Source organism: uncultured Agrococcus sp., assembly GCF_945915485.1.
Classification (GTDB): Bacteria; Actinomycetota; Actinomycetes; order Actinomycetales; family Microbacteriaceae; genus Agrococcus.
Window position 1 is genome coordinate 1 of record NZ_CAMEFJ010000026.1, and the last position, 16,384, is coordinate 16,384.

15 protein-coding genes and 1 pseudogene are annotated in these 16,384 nt (G+C 64.2%); 11 read left to right on the plus strand and 5 right to left on the minus strand.

The genetic code is table 11. The features are described 5' to 3' along the window. Nucleotides 1–44: 44 nt before the first annotated feature. The 6 genes from Q0O95_RS06310 (at nt 45) to Q0O95_RS06335 (ending at nt 6,256) form a co-directional block, all read left to right on the plus strand. Nucleotides 45–1,247, plus strand: a complete 1,203-nt coding sequence (locus Q0O95_RS06310; RefSeq protein ID WP_293696483.1) for an MFS transporter — start codon at nt 45–47, stop codon at nt 1,245–1,247. Between the two features lie 639 nt (nt 1,248–1,886). Next, the gene (locus tag Q0O95_RS06315; protein WP_293696484.1) at nt 1,887–3,089 is read left to right on the plus strand and encodes an MFS transporter; all 1,203 of its coding nucleotides are present in this window, start codon (nt 1,887–1,889) and stop codon (nt 3,087–3,089) included. Between the two features lie 159 nt (nt 3,090–3,248). Further along, a complete protein-coding gene (locus Q0O95_RS06320; protein ID WP_293696485.1) occupies nt 3,249–4,181 on the plus strand; it encodes a TetR/AcrR family transcriptional regulator in 933 nt (310 codons plus the stop codon). Nucleotides 4,182–4,254: 73 nt separating this feature from the next. Beyond that, nucleotides 4,255–4,977 carry a hypothetical protein gene (locus Q0O95_RS06325; RefSeq protein WP_293696487.1) on the plus strand — a complete coding sequence of 241 codons (723 nt, stop codon included), beginning with the start codon at nt 4,255–4,257 and terminating at the stop codon, nt 4,975–4,977. A 3-nt stretch (nt 4,978–4,980) separates the two neighbouring features. Then, complete coding sequence (locus tag Q0O95_RS06330; protein WP_293696489.1) at nt 4,981–5,682, plus strand: polymorphic toxin type 15 domain-containing protein; 702 nt, start codon at nt 4,981–4,983, stop codon at nt 5,680–5,682. A gap of 10 nt (nt 5,683–5,692) precedes the next feature. After that, nucleotides 5,693–6,256, plus strand: a complete 564-nt coding sequence (locus Q0O95_RS06335; protein ID WP_293696491.1) for a GAD-like domain-containing protein — start codon at nt 5,693–5,695, stop codon at nt 6,254–6,256. Here Q0O95_RS06335 and galU read toward each other — a convergent pair whose 3' ends face one another. Then, complete coding sequence (galU, locus tag Q0O95_RS06340; RefSeq protein WP_293696493.1) at nt 6,257–7,135, minus strand: UTP--glucose-1-phosphate uridylyltransferase GalU; 879 nt, start codon at nt 7,133–7,135, stop codon at nt 6,257–6,259. 119 nt (nt 7,136–7,254) lie between these two features. Between galU and Q0O95_RS06345 the strand changes: the two genes are divergently transcribed. The 3 genes and pseudogenes from Q0O95_RS06345 (at nt 7,255) to Q0O95_RS06355 (ending at nt 8,764) form a co-directional block, all read left to right on the plus strand. Beyond that, nucleotides 7,255–7,617 (plus strand): metalloregulator ArsR/SmtB family transcription factor, encoded by a 363-nt coding sequence (locus Q0O95_RS06345; RefSeq protein ID WP_293696495.1) that lies wholly within the window; start codon nt 7,255–7,257, stop codon nt 7,615–7,617. Then, a pseudogene (locus Q0O95_RS06350) lies at nt 7,607–8,053 on the plus strand (SRPBCC family protein); the annotation flags it as partial. The gene Q0O95_RS06345 and the pseudogene Q0O95_RS06350, both read left to right, overlap by 11 nt. 72 nt (nt 8,054–8,125) lie before the next feature. Then, entirely contained in the window at nt 8,126–8,764 is a 639-nt protein-coding gene (locus tag Q0O95_RS06355) for a dihydrofolate reductase family protein (protein WP_293696524.1), read from the plus strand. 6 nt (nt 8,765–8,770) lie between these two features. Here Q0O95_RS06355 and Q0O95_RS06360 read toward each other — a convergent pair whose 3' ends face one another. The 4 genes from Q0O95_RS06360 to Q0O95_RS06375 all read right to left on the minus strand — a co-directional run bounded on the left by Q0O95_RS06360 (nt 8,771) and on the right by Q0O95_RS06375 (nt 12,314). Then, on the minus strand, nt 8,771–9,289 hold the full coding sequence (locus Q0O95_RS06360; protein WP_293696497.1) for a methylated-DNA--[protein]-cysteine S-methyltransferase: 519 nt from the start codon (nt 9,287–9,289) through the stop codon (nt 8,771–8,773). Continuing rightward, nucleotides 9,286–10,851, minus strand: coding sequence for an Ada metal-binding domain-containing protein (locus Q0O95_RS06365; RefSeq protein WP_293696499.1), 1,566 nt, complete (start codon nt 10,849–10,851; stop codon nt 9,286–9,288). The genes Q0O95_RS06360 and Q0O95_RS06365 overlap by 4 nt, the downstream gene beginning before the upstream one ends. A 160-nt stretch (nt 10,852–11,011) precedes the next feature. Then, nucleotides 11,012–11,965: a permease prefix domain 1-containing protein gene (locus Q0O95_RS06370; RefSeq protein ID WP_293696500.1), complete on the minus strand. Its 954-nt coding sequence runs from the start codon at nt 11,963–11,965 to the stop codon at nt 11,012–11,014. A 1-nt stretch (nt 11,966) separates the two neighbouring features. Beyond that, nucleotides 11,967–12,314 (minus strand): helix-turn-helix transcriptional regulator, encoded by a 348-nt coding sequence (locus Q0O95_RS06375; RefSeq protein WP_293696501.1) that lies wholly within the window; start codon nt 12,312–12,314, stop codon nt 11,967–11,969. Nucleotides 12,315–12,619: 305 nt separating this feature from the next. On the opposite strand from Q0O95_RS06375, the gene Q0O95_RS06380 reads away from it, so the two are divergent. Together Q0O95_RS06380 and dnaE are read left to right on the plus strand one after the other, a co-directional pair. After that, nucleotides 12,620–12,943 (plus strand): DUF6504 family protein, encoded by a 324-nt coding sequence (locus Q0O95_RS06380; RefSeq protein WP_293696503.1) that lies wholly within the window; start codon nt 12,620–12,622, stop codon nt 12,941–12,943. Beyond that, entirely contained in the window at nt 12,936–16,328 is a 3,393-nt protein-coding gene (gene dnaE, locus Q0O95_RS06385) for a DNA polymerase III subunit alpha (RefSeq protein WP_293696505.1), read from the plus strand. Before Q0O95_RS06380 ends, dnaE begins: the two co-directional genes overlap by 8 nt. The last annotated feature ends 56 nt before the right edge of the window (nt 16,329–16,384 follow it).

Consider the following 16,384-nt stretch of genomic DNA (forward strand, 5'->3'; position numbering starts at 1 on the left):
GGCGCAGCGCGCCAGGCTTTGGTCACGAGCGAAGAGATGGGCACATGAGCACGTACGGAGAGGTACTGAAGACGCCAGGAGTGGCGTCGACACTGGCAGCGCAGTTGATCGGCAGGTTTCCGATCGGCATGTACGCGATCGGACTGCTACTGCACGTCCAGTACGCATTCGATTCATACGCTGCAGCCGGGGTGGTCCTCGCCGCGCTCTCCGGCGGCCAGGCGATCGCGACGCCGTTCACGACGCGTCTCATGTCACGCCTCGGCACACGCACGCTGCTGCTGATCACGACCACGATCAGCGTCTCGTCGATGTTCGGCATCGCCCTGCTCTCGGCACCCCTGTGGGTGTACATCGTGCTGGGGGCGACAACGGGCCTCGCCATGCCGCCGATCGGGCCGACGGCCAGAACGATCTATCCGAGGCTCCTCTCCCAACGTCAGCTGCCACCGCTGTTCAGCTTCGACGCAATGCTGCAGGAGATCATCTTCATCATGGGGCCGGTCGCCATCACCTTCCTCGTGACCAGCGTCAACTCCACGGTCGCCCTCGCCGTTGCGGCAAGCGTACAGCTGGTGGGCAGTGTGTGGTTCGCACTGCTGCCCCGCGTCGGCAATCTGCGCATCCCGCCGACGAACAAGCGGATGGGCGCCGTACTGAAAAAGGGGCCGGTGCGGCTCGTCGTGGTCATCGGATTCCTGGTCATCGGAGGCCTAGCGGGTGCTGAAGCGGGCATCGTCGCCGTCTACGGGCACGACGGGCCCGAGGCAGGCTGGATCCTGGCCATCGGCGCGCTCGGTTCGATCTGCGGCGGCCTCATCTTCGGCAGCCGGACGATCTCGAAGCGCTCGCTTGCGATTCGGTGCGGCATCCTGGCGCTCGGCCTCGCCGCCGCTCCTCTGGTCATGACGTTCTGGGGGCTTGCCGCGACGCTGTTCGTCGCCAGCATCGGATGCGCGCCAGCGCTGGCAGCAATCAGCGCGATCATCGCCGGCTCGGTGAAATTTGCCGACACCCCTGAGTCATACGGCTGGGTGAATTCGGGCCAGCTCGTGGGAGTCGCCCTCTGCTCGGGGCTGGCCGGCGTGCTCATCGACGTCATCGGTCCCGCGGGCGGGCTCATCGTCGGCGCCACGGCAGCGCTGCTCGCGACCGTCACAGCATTCGTCTTCCGCGACGCCCAACCCGACCTCACCGACGGCATCGTCGAGCCACCACCCACTGCGCCCATCGAGCTTCCGAGGTAGGCGCAGGAGTCGTTCACGAAAGACGGCGCTGAGCTCAAGAAACAGCGAAAAACGCCGCATCTCAGTGCACAACCCGAAAAACGCCGCATCTCGTGACCGTCACAGCGGTACAAAACGGTCTATGAGCGGCCATCCCGGCAAGTGAACGCACGCAATCAACAGACCCCGGCATCCCATCCCTGCCGCTCAACCCGGATCGCCTCACGACTCAAGGAACAACGCCCGCAAGCTCCATCGGCACACATCGACGTCACACTCGCTCGATCGTGCGTGCTGGTCAATGCCAGCACGCTGCAGGGACACGATCACCGCTCAGCACCGGCAGTTGTGGCACGGATAGCCATCGTTCACGAAAGACGGCAATGAGCTCGAGAAGCGCCGAAAAACGCCGTCTCTCAGTGCACAACCCGGCACCTCCAACGCACGCGGGCCAAATGTATGGAATGTGCCGGATGTCGGGCCGATAGACATACATTCGGCACAGCATGTCAGAATCCCCGACACTCGGGCCCGACCCAGACCCGAAACCGACCCCGTACGGCATCAGAATCTCACGCGTAATCTCTCCGAAGCACAGCCACAGAAACTCGCCGAAATCACCCGTATCGCTAGTGCCTCAGCGGGAAGTAGAGTGATCCCGTGAGTACGTATGGGGAGGTGCTGAGAGCACCGGGAGTTGCCGTCACGATGACGGCTCAGCTTGTCGGCAGATTCCCCGTCGGCATGTATTCGCTTGGCATTCTCTTGCACGTCGAGCAGAAGTTCGAGTCGTACGCTGCTGCGGGCCTGGTGCTGGCCGCGCTATCCGCCGGCCAAGCGCTCGCGACCCCGGTCACAACGCGCATGATGTCGCGTTTCGGCACGCGTCGGTTGCTCCTCATCACGACGGTGCTGAGCGCGTTGGCGATGTGCGGTATCGCGGTGCTCCACGTGCCGCTCTGGGTCGATGTCGTGCTCGGTGCCGCTGCAGGTCTGACGATGCCGCCCATCGCCCCGGCGGCACGAACGCTGTATCCGAGAATGGTCGCGCAACGACAGCTCGGGCCGCTCTTCGCGCTCGATGCGACGCTGCAAGAACTCGTCTGGGTTATCGGCCCCGTCGCTATCACCTTCCTCGCCACCTCCTTCGACACCCTGATCGGCCTCTCGATCGCAGTTGCCGTGCAACTGGGAGGCGGGCTGTGGTTCTCGCTACTCCCCCGCGTCGGCAATCTGCGCATCCCGCCGACGAACAAGCGGATGGGCGGTGTGCTGAAGAAGCGGCCGGTGCTGCTGGTCGTGATCGTCGGGTTCTTGATCATCGGTGCTTTCGCGGCAGCCGAAGCCGGTGTCGTCGCCGTCTACGGGCACGACGGCCCGCAGGCCGGCATCATCCTGGCGATCAGTGCGATCGGCTCGATCATCGGCGGTGTTCTGTTCGGGCACAGGACGATCACGAAACGATCGCTCGCGATCCGCTGCGTCATCATGGCGGTTGGCTTCATCGCCGCCCCGTTCGTGATGACGTTCTGGGGGCTCTCGGCCGCGATGTTCGTCGCCGGATTCGGATGCGCCCCCGCCGTCGCCGCCATCAGCGCGATCGTCGCCGGCTCGGTCAAGTTCGCCGACACCCCGGAGGCCTACGGCTGGGTCAACTCCGGCCAACTCGTCGGAGTCGCGCTGTGTTCGGCGCTCGCCGGCATCATGATCGATTTCGTGGGCGCGGGAGGCGGCCTCATCGTCGGCGCCGTTTCTGCTGCGCTTGGCGCGCTGATCGCGTTCATCTTCCGCCGTCATCAGCCGGACCTGACGGATGGCATCGTCGAACCGCCGCCGACGGCTCCCATCGAACTCCCCCGATAAGCGCTGCAGGAAGCCGGCATCCCGACCCGGTCGCCGGTGCTGGAAGGTACTCAACATCGTGCTCGAGACGGTTTTTACGGGTGCGGACGGCTTCTGGACCCGTAAAAACCGTCTAGACCCGTGGCGCACATCCGCCGCACGAAAGGTAGAATCGCCGGGATGACTTCCCCTATCGAGCCCGGCCAGGATGCCGAGCGCATCCCGCACGGCATCGCCGCTTCCTGGGGCGTTGCCGCGGCTCCGCAACGCGGCCCGAAGCGTGAGCTGACGCTCGAGCGGATCACCGAGGTTGCGATCGAGATCGCCGACGAGGAGGGGCTCGATGCGGTCTCCATGAATCGGGTGGCCACGAAGCTGGGATTCACGCCCATGTCGCTCTACCGCTACGTCAGCGGAAAAGACGATCTGCTGCAGCTCATGTTCGATGCCGCCTCGGATGTGCCGCTGGGGACGTTCGACGGTTCGTGGCGCGAGCAGTTGACGCAGTGGGGCGCGATCGTCCGCGCGGGTTACCGGGCGCACCCGTGGCTGTCGTCGATGCCCCCGTCTTCGACCCCCAGCACACCGAACCGCATCGCGATCGTCGAAGCCGGAATTCACGCGCAGCGGAGCCTGTCGCTCCCCGCGAATCTCAAGCTCACGGTGACGATGCTGCTGCTGGGCTACATCGGCATGTTCCAGCTCGCCAGCCATGACACGGTGCACGATTCGGTGCGCGCGGCACTGCCTGAGCTGGTCACCGAGGATCGCTTCCCGACGCTCGCTCCCCTCGTCGCCGAGGGCCTCTTCGACGAGCCCATGAACGACAGCGATCAGGTGTTCTTCTTCGGCTTCAACAGGTTCCTGGACGGCATCGAGGCTTGGATGCGCGAAGGGGTCGACGGGGCCCTCGAGCGTGATCACGGCCTCCCGGCCGCGGTGACGAAAGACGGCAAAGTGCGCGACGCGCTGAAGTCTGTGCGCGAAGCCGAGGGCCGCCTGCGTGCTGCGCAGGCCAAGGCGGCGCAGGCCATTGACCGTGTTACCGAGCGCGAGCGCAAGGCCGCCGCGAAGGCGGAAGCCAAGGCCAAGAAGCGCGCGAAAACCGACTGACGCCGCGAAGGGGAGTTCTCCCCATTGCGACGATGCGATTCCCTCCATACGATCATCTCGGGAAGGAGCGGATGTGGCGATCAATCTTCCGGGCGAGCTCGCCTGGGTGCTCAACATGCTCGGCTACGACTGGCCGGAAATCGATGAGGACGAACTGCGTCGGGGAGCCGGCTTCACCCGGGATTTCAAGGGCGACCTCGAGGACGCGATGGCGAAGGCCGATGCGATCATCAACAGCGATCTGAACGCCAGCCTCGAAGCGGGCACCGCTCGCTCCTTTACAGACGCTTGGGACGAAAACAGCCAGGGCAATATCGCCAAGATGTTCGAACTGCTGGAACCCGCTTCCGAGGCGATGGAACTCTTCGCCGACATGGTCGAAGCGTTGAAGCTGAAGGTCATCGCCGAACTCGTGATCACGGCTGCGCAACTCGCTGCAGCAGCCGCGACCGCGCTCCTGACTGCGGGGCTCAGCGCTGCAGCCAATGTTGCGATCATCTTCGCTAGGAAGAAGGCGCTCACCTTCGCGACGAACTACATGATCGAGCAGTTGATCGCCGCGATTCTGCCGATGGTCATCGAGCCGTTGACGAATACGCTCATGACGCTGGTGGATCGAATGCTGGATGCACCGACCACGCAGGGCATGATCGGCGACCCGAGAGAGTACAAGGCCGATCTCGATGCGCTCGAGCTCGTCGCATCCGACCTCGATGCGAGCGGCCTGGATCAGGAACGAGTCACGGACGACTATCTCGATCGGATGTCCTCGCTACAGATCATCACGGGAGGCTGAGTCATGGCGCAACTCGCAAAGCACGCAGACGAGGTTATGAGCGCTATCTTCAGCGCTGCCAGGCGCCTCCGCCAGGGGATGCCGGAGAACATGGGGAACAACTCCCGCCAGACGAGAGACATCGTCGACCGGACTCGGCGCACCGACTCCGAGATGGCCGGCAACACGCCCAGGCCCAAGCCCGATGTCGATAATCCGAAGCCGGACATCAGACCGTTCACCCCCAACTCGAGACACGACCTTGGCGAATTCCGGCGGCAGTTGAACGAGCAGTGGGACGCCATTCGCAATATGGACCTTGCGACATGGCGACGAAACCGAGACGCGTACGCGGACGGGCGGCCGTCCGCGTCGGAAGCGGCCCAGCGAGCGGAACGCCAGAACTGGCGCAACCGCATGGAGGACGAACTCTTCGACTCGCATCCCGAGTTCTTCGATGCCGACGGCAACGCACTCCCGGAGCTTGATAGCGCGCTCGACGACTGGATGAGCACGCAGGCTGCAACGCACCGTTTGGACGGCATCGCAGGAGGCGATGTCACCGATATCTCCGGACTCGGGGACGGCAACGTCAATTCTTCGCTCGGGTCGCAGTGGCGCCACCGAATCGATGCGCTGGAAACCGCCTACAACAACTTCGTCACCAACAATCCGAACGTGGATCTGAGCGACGTTTACTTCGATCTTCCGGACCTGCCGTTCTAGAATCATGAGCATGGTAGAGATCTCAGATTTCGAAAAAGTAGGCGACGTTCAGGCTGAGGTCATCGATAGGTTCCAGGGGCGCATACCCTCCGACATCATCGAGCTCTGGCAAGAATACGGCTACGGCACGTTCGGCAACGGATACTTCCGTGTCATCGATCCGATCGAGTACCTCGATGCCCTGGGAGTCGAGGGCATCGGCAAAGTCACAGCGGATGGCGTAGCCGTGCCCGTTATCGCGACGGCCATGACCGACCTCATCACGTGGGAGCCGAATATCGGGATGACGAACCTCCGGTTTCGCGACGAGGAGGTTTCGGGGGCCGGTTTCGAAGTCAAGAACGTGGTGGCGAAGCTCAAACGTCCTCGCGCCAACTCGGTTGTCGAAGCGATGAATTGGGAGATGTATCCGGAGGCCGTCGAACTCCACGGGATGCCGGAGTACGGGAAGTCGTTCACCTACGTTCCGCTGCGATCGCTCGGTGGGCCCGGGACCGTCGAGTCACTGAAGATCAACGACACCGTCACGGCCATGCAGCTCATGATCGAAATGCAGGGGCCGCTCGAGCACTAGTCAACTGCCGAGCTGCTCCTGCAGCCAGGCGCGCAGCTCGTCGCCGAGATCCTCGCGCTCGAATGCCATCTCGATGATCGCTTTGATGTAGCTGAGCTTGTCACCGGTATCGAAGCGCCGTCCACGGAAGACCACTCCGTGCACGCGCTGCCGGGGGTCGCGTGCCATCGTCGCCAGCGCATCCGTCAGCTGAATCTCTCCTCCCCGCCCCGGAGCGGTGTGTTCGATGGTCGGGAAGATCTCCGGCTCGAGCACGTAACGGCCTATTATGGCGAGATTCGACGGGGCTTCGTCAGGGTCGGGTTTCTCCACGAGATCCTTGATCAGGACGACGTCGTCCTCGCCGGTCTCTTCGACCGTGGCGATGCCGTACATGTGCGTCTGCGAGGGGTCGACTTCCATCAGCGCGACGACGCAGGTGTGCTTCTCGGCGTTGACGGCGATCATGCGGTCGAGGAGCAGGTCGCTCTCATGGATCAGATCGTCGCCCAGCAGCACCGCGAACGGCTCCTGCCCTACGTGCCGTTTCGCACGGTGCACTGCGTGACCGAGACCGCGCGGGTCGCCTTGCCGCATATAGTGAATCTCACCCAGCACGGTCGACGCTTCCACCTTCGCGAGTTTCTGCGTGTCACCCTTGCTGATGAGCGTCGCTTCGAGCTCCGTCGCACGGTCGAAATGATTCTCCAGCGCATTCTTGTTGCGGCCGGTCACCATCAGCACATCATCGAGCCCGGCGCGAACCGCCTCCTCGACGACGTATTGGATCGCCGGTTTATCCACGACGGGGAGCATCTCCTTCGGGAGCGCCTTCGTCGCGGGCAAGAACCTGGTGCCGAGCCCCGCTACGGGAACCACGGCCTTCGTCATGCGCTTCATGCCACCAGCCTACCTAGCGGGCCGTCGAATCTCGGCGCACGATCAAGCGCTCTTCATCCGGTCTCGCTCAACATGCATTTTGGGGTTTACATTTGCCTATATAGGCATATGATAGATACATGGCACGAGCAGCAACAACGTCGGACACGTTCAACGCGATCGCCGAGCCGCAACGTCGGAACATTCTGATGCTGCTCAAGAACGGCGAACGCCCGGCAGGTGAACTGGCCCGGGATTTGCAGATGACCCAGCCACAGGCGTCGAAACACCTGCGAGTGCTCCGGGAAGTAGGGCTCGTGCAGGTGCGAGGAGCAGGAAAGCAACGACTCTACGACCTGGATGCCCGCGGCCTGCAACCGGTGCACGAGTGGCTGGGCGGCTTCGAACAGTTCTGGAGCGAGAGCTTCGAACGACTCGACAACTACGTGCAAGAGCTACAACGAACAACGACAAAGGAGTCATCGAATGACAATGAACGCTAGCCACGACCCGGCAACGGCCGACCGCGAGATCGTGGTCTCCCGTCTCATCAATGCGCCTCGCGAACTCGTCTTCGAAGCGTTCACCGAGGTGCGGCACCTGGCGCAGTGGTGGGGCCCGAACGGATTCTCGACAACGACGAAGTCATTCGAGTTCCGCCCCGGCGGCGTTTGGGACTTCGTCATGCACGGGCCTGACGGCACCGACTATCCGGAATGGATCACCTGGCAGGCCATTGTTCCTCCAGAACGCATCACGCTGCTGCACGGTGAGTTCCGCGATGATCCGGGCACGTTCGAGTCGATCCTGACGTTCGAGCAGGAAGACAGCGCGACCCGCGTCGTGATGCGCACTGTCTTCCCCACCAAGGAACTCCGCGACGAAGCGGTCGAGAAGTACCACGCGACCGAGGGCGGCAAGCAAACCCTCGGCAATCTCGCGACCTACGTTGCCGAACTCGCCGAAGGAACATCCGACACCACTTCGCATGATCGCGCTGCACGCGTTCGCGTGCACAGTTTCTCCGTCTCGCTCGACGGTTTCGGTGTCGGCGAAGGGCAACGGCTGGAGACGCCTTTCGGGCATGCGGGCACCCGCCTACTCGAGTGGGCCCTGCCGACGCGCACCTTTCAGCAGATGGGATTTCATGACGAGCAGGAAGCCTCCAACGGTGTCGACGAGGCCTTCGCGAGCCGATGGAACACCGGAGTAGGGGTCGAGATCATGGGGCGCAACAAGTTCGCGCCCAAGCTGGGCCCATGGCCGAACGACGAATGGCGTGGCTGGTGGGGCGACACCCCTCCCTTCCACACCCCGGTGATCGTCCTGACTCACCACCCTCGCCCACCGCTGGAGATGGAAGGCGGCACCAGCTTCCACTTTCTCGATGCCGAGCCTGCCGAAGCGCTCGAGAAGGCACGCGAGCTTGCCAAGGGGCGCGACATCCGCATCGGCGGAGGCACCTCCACGATCAGGCAGTTCCTGCAGGCCGATCTGATCGATGAGATGCACATCGTCGTCGTACCGATCGTCCTCGGCCGCGGTGAGCGTCTCTGGGACGGCCTGGAAGAACTCGAGCAGCGCTTCCGCATCGAGTCCGTGACGTCGCCGAGCGGAGTCATCCACATGACATTCTGGCGACACGGCTGAACGACGCTAGCCCCGCCGTTCGAGAGCCAACAGTCGATCCTTGATGTCGGTGCCGTATCGGAAGCCCCCGAGCGTCCCGTCTGATCGCAGGATGCGGTGGCACGGCACGAACAATGCTGCGGCGTTCATCGCGCAGGCGGAGGCCGCGGCACGTACGGCTGCCGGGCGACCGGCGCGGTTCGCGAACTCGGTGTAGGTGATCGGCGCTCCCGGCGTCACCTGCCGCAGCGCATCCCAGGCCAGCATTCTGAACTCCCCCGAATGCTGCTGCACCGGCACTCGCGCTGCCGCCTCGAAGTCACCTTCGTAGTACTGCGTGACGGCGTCCGCGATCGCACGGACGCGCTCATCGTTCGTCGGCACGGGCTCGACGGCATCCGCCTCGGGTCGCAGCGTGCGGTGTATGAGCGGCAGCAGTTCGCCTGCTTTCCCCGTCCATCCCGAGGCGAACACGACGCCCTCGCGCGCAATCACGGTAAAGGGTCCGTGCGGGGTCTCGAAGCTGGTCGTCACGGTCGTGGTCATGGTGTCTCCTTAGAAGCCTTCCAGAGGTGCATCGCCGCGTACGAGCGCCATGGCGCCCAAGCGGTCGCGATTTCGGCGAGTCGTCTGTGTTGCGCCGTTTTCGCCGTTTCGTTGTCGAGCAGGCCGAGTCGCTTCGCTCCGGCGATGAGCGCGACGTCGCCGACCATCCACGCGTCAGGGTCACCGAGCACTCGCATGGAGATATACGCGGCCGTCCAGTCGCCGATTCTCGACAGCCGCGCCAAACGCTGCCGTAGCTCGTCGGGGTCGAGTCCCAGGTGCACGTCGATGCTGCCGTCCGCGAACGCTGCGGATGCCCCGACGATCGCTGCGATGGATGCACGCGGGAGCCGCAGCGGCCGACCGGGGTCCAGCGTTTCTTCCGGCCCTGGAGCAGCGACGCTCTCGGCGATCCGCCCGGGTGCCGGGAACAGCTTCGTGAGCCCCTCGAAACTCGAAGTGTACGGCTGCCCGATGTGTTCGACCAAGCGACTCAGATGACGGTGAGCGGCGACAACCGAAATCTGCTGGCCGACGATCGCCCGCACAACCATCTCGTGCGCATCGACGGCACCGGGCACACGGATCCCCGGCGTCTCTGCAACCGACGTTGCGAGCACGGGGTCTGCCGCGAGTGAGGCGTCAACCGCACCGGGGTCGGCGTCGAGATCGAGCAGGCGGCGGATGCGCGCCACGGCGGGAGCGACATCCGCCAGCGAAGAGAGCTCGAGACGAGCGGTCACGTGCCACTCGGCGCCGCGACGCAGCGCTTCGACCTGAGCGGCGGCGGGGCCGTGCGGGAGCAGGAGCGTGCGAGCGTATCGCAAACGGCGTTCATTGCTGAGGTCCGCGACTTCAATGCCCTCGACGACTCGCTGCTCCAAGAACGCGAAAACGCCGTGCGCATCGAAGGGTTGCCGGACCGGCAGATCGAGCGTCAGCGTCAAACGTCCATCCCCCGACACGGTGAAGCTCTGCATATTGCGGGCCCGCGCTCTGATATCGAGTGGGCTCGCGGCAAAAACGGCACGAACGGTGTCGTTGCACTGGCGGACGGAACCGAAGCCGGCCGCGAAGGCCACGTGCGAAACGGGGAGATCACTGCCGACCAGGAGCGCTCTGGCCGACTGTGCTCGACGAGCTCTCGCCAGGGCGATGGGGCCTGCCCCCAGCTCGGCGATCAGCAGCCTGTTCACGTGTCTGGGCGTGTATCCGAGACGCTCGGCAAGGCCGGCAACACCCTCTCGGTCGACGACACCGTCGGTGATGAGACGCATGGCTCGGCTGGCAAGATCTTGCCGAAGATCCCACTCCGGTGTGCCGGGAGCTGCCTCCGGCAGGCAGCGTTTGCAGGCGCGGAAGCCCGCTTCATGCGCAGCGGCAGAGGTCGAATAGAATCGCACGTTCTCGCGTTTCGGCGTGCGCGCCGGGCAGGACGGCCTGCAGTAGATGCCGGTCGTGAGCACCGCTGTGAAGAACTGTCCATCGAACCTGGCGTCCCGCGCGTGGATCGCACGGTAGCGTTCTGCGAACTGCGGTTCGCCGGTTTCGAGGTTCGTCATGCTGGCCAGCGTACCTGCCGCCGGGGACCGGCACTAGCGGATTTCGGACACGACAGTTGCCCCTCACACTAACGGACACAGGACGCCGGCACCGTGACGTGGCACGCAGGAGCGGCCGGTCTGAGCACTGCTTCACTGCTGAGCGCACACACTCTTGCGCTCAGCGCAGCGCATCCTTACGTCGCTTGAGCCAGCCATCGATAATGCTCCACAGCGAGAAGCCGGCGATACCGAAGCCGAGGAGAACGGCCAGGATGCGCAGCACTTCTTCACCGACGCCGTTCTGCAGGAACACGAAGTCGAGCCACTCCGGGTTCACGAGCTGCTCGCGGCCCAACAGCGTGAGACCCCAACTGGCGAACGACACGGCGAGTGCGGTGTTCACGACCGCGAAAGCGGTTGTCCAGCGCCCCTTCACGAAGATCGCGATGGCGAGCACGATGTCGATTGCGAAGATCACGAAGAGCACGGTCATCCATGCCGGCCAAAGGCTCGGGTTCATGAGGGACAACGCTTCGCCATCCACACGGATGAAACCGATGAAGTAGTCCCAGAGCAACGCACCGACCGTGATGCCCAAGAAGATGAGCGTTGCAATCAGGTCGGCTCTGCCGGTGCCCGTCGACTGCGGTTCGGGCAGCTGGTCGACATCCCATTCCGCACCGGTGTCCGCACCGGTTCGTTCGAGAATCGCGAAGACGAGCGTCACCCAGAAGCACAGGTGGACGAATGCCGCGATGCCGGCGGCGATCGATTGGCCGATGATCTCGCCGAACGAAGCTTCCGAGATCGCCAACCCCAACGCCACGGCTCCGACAACGCAGGGAATCACGATCCAGAGCAGCAGCTTCAGCAGCCGCCACCAGGTCAGGTAGTACTTCGGGCCGACCAGCTGCAGCGGTCGATCGATGTAACCGGCCGCGAGCGCGCCAGGGTCGCCGAGTTCGGTGAGCACGGCACGCTCGGCGTCGCCGTGCTCTTCCCCCTGCTCAAGCTGCGCCTCGATGGCGTCGGCGATGGATGCCTCGAGCTCGGCCCGGACATCATTTTGCGTTTCTGGCGGAAGACCCTTGACGGCCTGAGCGATATACCTTTCGGTCAGCGTGGTGGTCATGTCAGTGCTCCTCGGTGCTGGTGGTGTCGTCTGTGAGGGAGGCGATGGCGCCGGTGAGTGAGGCCCATTCCTCCGTGAGCGTGTCGGCGAGCCGCTGCCCGTCGGGTGATGTGCGGTAGAACTTGCGCGGACGCGTTTCGGCGGTGTTCCACTCGCTCGTGAGATACCCCTGCTTCTCCAGGCGGCGCAGCAGCGGGTACAGCGTGTTCGCGTCGGTCGCGAATCCGCGCTGCTCAAGAGCCTCGAGGAGCCCGTAGCCGTAGCCTGCCGTGCGCAGCAGCTGCAGGCAGGCGAGCACGACGGTGCCGCGGCGCAGCTCCTGCAGATGGGTTTCAAACTCTTCGCTCATGCCCAACACAATACTGTGTGACGCACACTATAGTCAAGAATACAATGCTGTTCGACTCTCTGCGTTGCGAAAAACGGACGCATCGACCGAGTGCAGCGAATCACTGACCGGGCCGTCCGTTTTTCGTGATCGATCAGTTTTTCGCGCACCCGGTGACCGCAGTCGACCATCCGACCGATCACCGACTGGCGGGCCAAGCAAGCATCCGGCCGACCATCCGCCACGCCGTGCGAGGTTGCAATGTCGCAGGTCACTCCTACACTCTTATTAGCACTAATGTTCTAGTAAATGCGGAGGCAGTGGGCATGACAGTAGAACACATGATCGATTCTCGGCGGCCCGGGCTCGACCCCGATGAGCCCGCATCCGTCTGGACGACCACTTCCGGAGCCCCCGAACGACTCGTCTGGCGCGGGCGTAGATTCCTCGTGCACTCGAAGCCCATCCCCTGGATCGATCGCATCGAATGGTGGATGCTCGAGCAACGAGTGCCGCGCACGGCTGCGCTGCCGATAGAGCAGCGCATGTGGCAGGTGCAGATCCGCGCCGTCGACGGTGGTGAAATCCTTCTGATCGACCTCGCTGCAGACCCGGATGGCAAGTGGCGAGTCACCAGCGTGTATGACTAAACGGTTCACGCACCTGCACGTCGCGAGCATGTTCTCGGCACGACACGGCACGACGACACCAGAGGTGCTCGTCGAAGCCGCTGCTGCTGCCGGTGCGGACGCAGCCGCGATTACCGACCGCGACGGACTCTACGGTGCTGTCAGGCACATCCGCGCCTGCCTGGCGGCGGACATCGATCCGATCGTCGGTGCCGAACTGCAGATTCGCTCGCAGGAAGGGGCAAGCGAAAGCGTGAGCGATGTCACGCTGCTCGCCCACGGGAACATCGGCGGCGCGGGATGGGCCGCGCTTGCCCGCACGGTCTCCGCGTCATACGGAGCACCTCGCCGAGCCGTCAAGACGCAGAACGGCGCCGCCTACCGCATCGCGAATCTCACACCGAGCCGGATCGGCGCGCTACTGCACGGTGAAGGCCCTCCCACGGCAACTGTGCTGCTCGGGCCCAGCAGCGATGTCGGCCGTGCGTTACTCTCCCGCGACGCGTCTCGTGCACGCACGCTGCTCGATTGCTGGCAGCAACTCCTGCCGGGCGGTATCGCGCTCGAAGTCGTCTGCCATCACACCCAGCCCGGCAAAGAAGCGAGCATAGGGCACGCAGCGGATACGCTGCGGCTTGCGCGCGCATCCGGAGTGCCGGCGGTGCTCACTAATCGCGTCCGCTATCTGACCCCGGACGATGCGGTGACGGGCGATGTGCTGGATGCGGTCGGGCGGCTCGCCGCGCTCGGCACGTTCCAGCCGCAGCCGAACGCGCAAGCGTGGTTCAAGCCACCGTCGAAAATGCACCTGATCGCACAGAACATCGTCGAACACGCAGGGCTCGGTCGTGATGACACCGCTGCCTTGCTGGCCGACACGGAACGGCTCGCGGATCGCTGCCGGCTCGACCCCGACACCGATGTCGGATGGCGGCAGCCGAAAGTGCCGGAGGCAACGGTGCTCGGTATCCGCGGAGATCCGCTGCAGGCACTTCGGCGACGATGCGAAGGCGCTATCGCCGAACGGTATCCGCAGGTCTGGCGGAGCGGCGAAACCGACGTTCGTGAACGCTTGGACGACGAGTTGCGCACCATCGAGCAGTTCGGCTTCCAGACGTTCTTTCTGACGGTCGTCGACGTTGTCGATCTCATCCGTTCACTCGGTGTACGCGTGCAGGCTCGCGGCTCGGGTGCCGGCTCGCTCGTGAACTACCTGCTGCGTATCTCGAACGTCGACCCGATCGAACACGATCTGCTGTTCGAGCGGTTTCTGGGAGATAAGCGAGCAACGCTGCCCGACATCGATATCGATGTCGAGTCGGCGCGCAGGCACGAAGTGTACCGAGCGATCTTCGAACGCTACGGCGACAACCGCGTGACACTGCTGTCGATGCAGAACCGCTATCGAGCGAGAGGCGCATCCCGCGATGCCGGGCTTGCCCTCGGCATCGACCCGGAGCGCGTCGATCACATCGCCAAGCATCTGTGGCGATTCAATGCACGCGATTTCCGCGACTCGCTCGACCGAAAGCCCGAGCTGCGCGAGATCGCCGAGCTCGTCCGCAGCGACAGGCGCGTCGACATGCTCGTCGACGTCACCGAACGACTCGATCGCCTACCCCGGCACATCTCGATGCATCCGTGCGGCGTGATCCTCAGCAATGATCAGCTGTTGAGCGTCACCTCCGTGCAGCCGACCGGCATCGGGCTGCCGATGAGCCAGTTCGACAAGGACGACGTCGACGACCTCGGCCTGCTGAAGCTCGATGTGCTCGGTGTGCGCATGCAGTCGTCGATCGCCTACGCCGTCGGCGAGATCGAGCGCGCTCACGGCCCGGGTGCCGCACGCGCCGGCGGGCTGCCGGTGGATGCTCCCTACATCTCCCCCGACGGCCGAGTCGACGTCGACGCGCTGCCGCACGACGACGAGCCGACGTTCGAGACGATCCGCACGACGCATACGCTCGGCATGTTCCAGATCGAGTCACCGGGGCAACGGGAGCTCGTGGGCAAGATGCAGCCCGATCGCTACGAGGATCTCATCGCCGATATCTCGCTGTTCCGTCCCGGGCCGATGAAGGGCAACATGATCGGCCCGTATGTCGATACGAAGCTGGGGTTCCAGGCACCCGATCCGCTGCATCCGCGCTTCCGATGGTTTCTCGAGGACAGCTACAGCGTCGTGATCTACCACGAGCACGTGATGCGGATACTGCACGAGTGCATGGGGATAAGTCTCGCGGACGCCGACGAGCTGCGGCGCCGCATGGAGCAGGATGTCGACTCGATCGAGCGGGAATTCCGCTCGCGTACCCGGCAGCGCGTCGAACACGGCCGACGTGTTTTCTCCGATCGCGATATCGACCGCATCTGGGCGACGCTGCGCGGCTTCGGCAGCTTCGGATTCTGCAAGGCGCACGGTGCCGCATTCGCACTGCCGACCTACCAGACCGCATGGCTGAAGACGCACTATCCCGCGGAGTTCATGGCCGGGCTGCTCGAGCACGACCCCGGCATGTATCCGCGCAGACTGCTCATGACGGAGGCTCGCAGACTCGGGGTGCCGCTGCTGCCGCTCGATGTCAATCGCTCGACCGACGCGTACGCCGTCGAATGGACCGGTGCGGGTGAAGAACGCGAACTCGGCATCCGCCTCGCGCTGCGCGACATCCACGGCATCACCGGCGCGGAAACTCGTCGGATCATCGAAGCCCGCACGGATGCCGACTACGGTTCCGTCGCGGAGTTCTTCGAACGCGCCCGCCCGTCACGCCCCCTCATGCAGCGGCTCGCGGCGATCGGAGCCTTCGACGCGCTTGTTTCCGAGGGCCTCGATACTGACGACGCCCAACGCAGGCGCGGTGACGTGATCGCCTACGTGAGGCAGCTGACGGCACGGAAACGAAAGACCGACGGGGATGAAAGCGCACTGGAGCTCGACCCCCTGCCGGTCGGCACGCCCCCACCGTCGCGAGAAGAACGGATCGATACGCAACTCGAGGTCTACACGAGCGAAATCGAAGGGCACGTGATCGACTCGTACCGACCGCTGCTGGAGGAGCTCGGCGTCACGGATGCGAACCGACTCATCGACCTCCGCAACGGGTCCGAGGTGATCGTGGCGGGCATCCGCGTCGCAACGCAGACACCGCCGATGCGCAGCGGGAAACGCGTCGTCTTCATCAGCCTCGACGACGGACGAGGCATCGCCGACTGCACGTTTTTCGACGACGCTCAAGAGCAGGCAGGTCCGCTGCTGTTCGGCACCAGACTCATGGTCGTCAGGGGGCGCACCAGGCGCACAGGAGAGCGCGGCATCTCGGTGCTCGCCGAAGACGCCCGCGACCTGAAGCAGCTCTGGCTGCAGTGGCAGGCGTCCCGCCGTGATGCTGAGCCCGCTGCATAGCACCGCTTAGAGCGCTCGATGAAGCCAACACGAGAGAACCTGGGGAGGGAGAATGC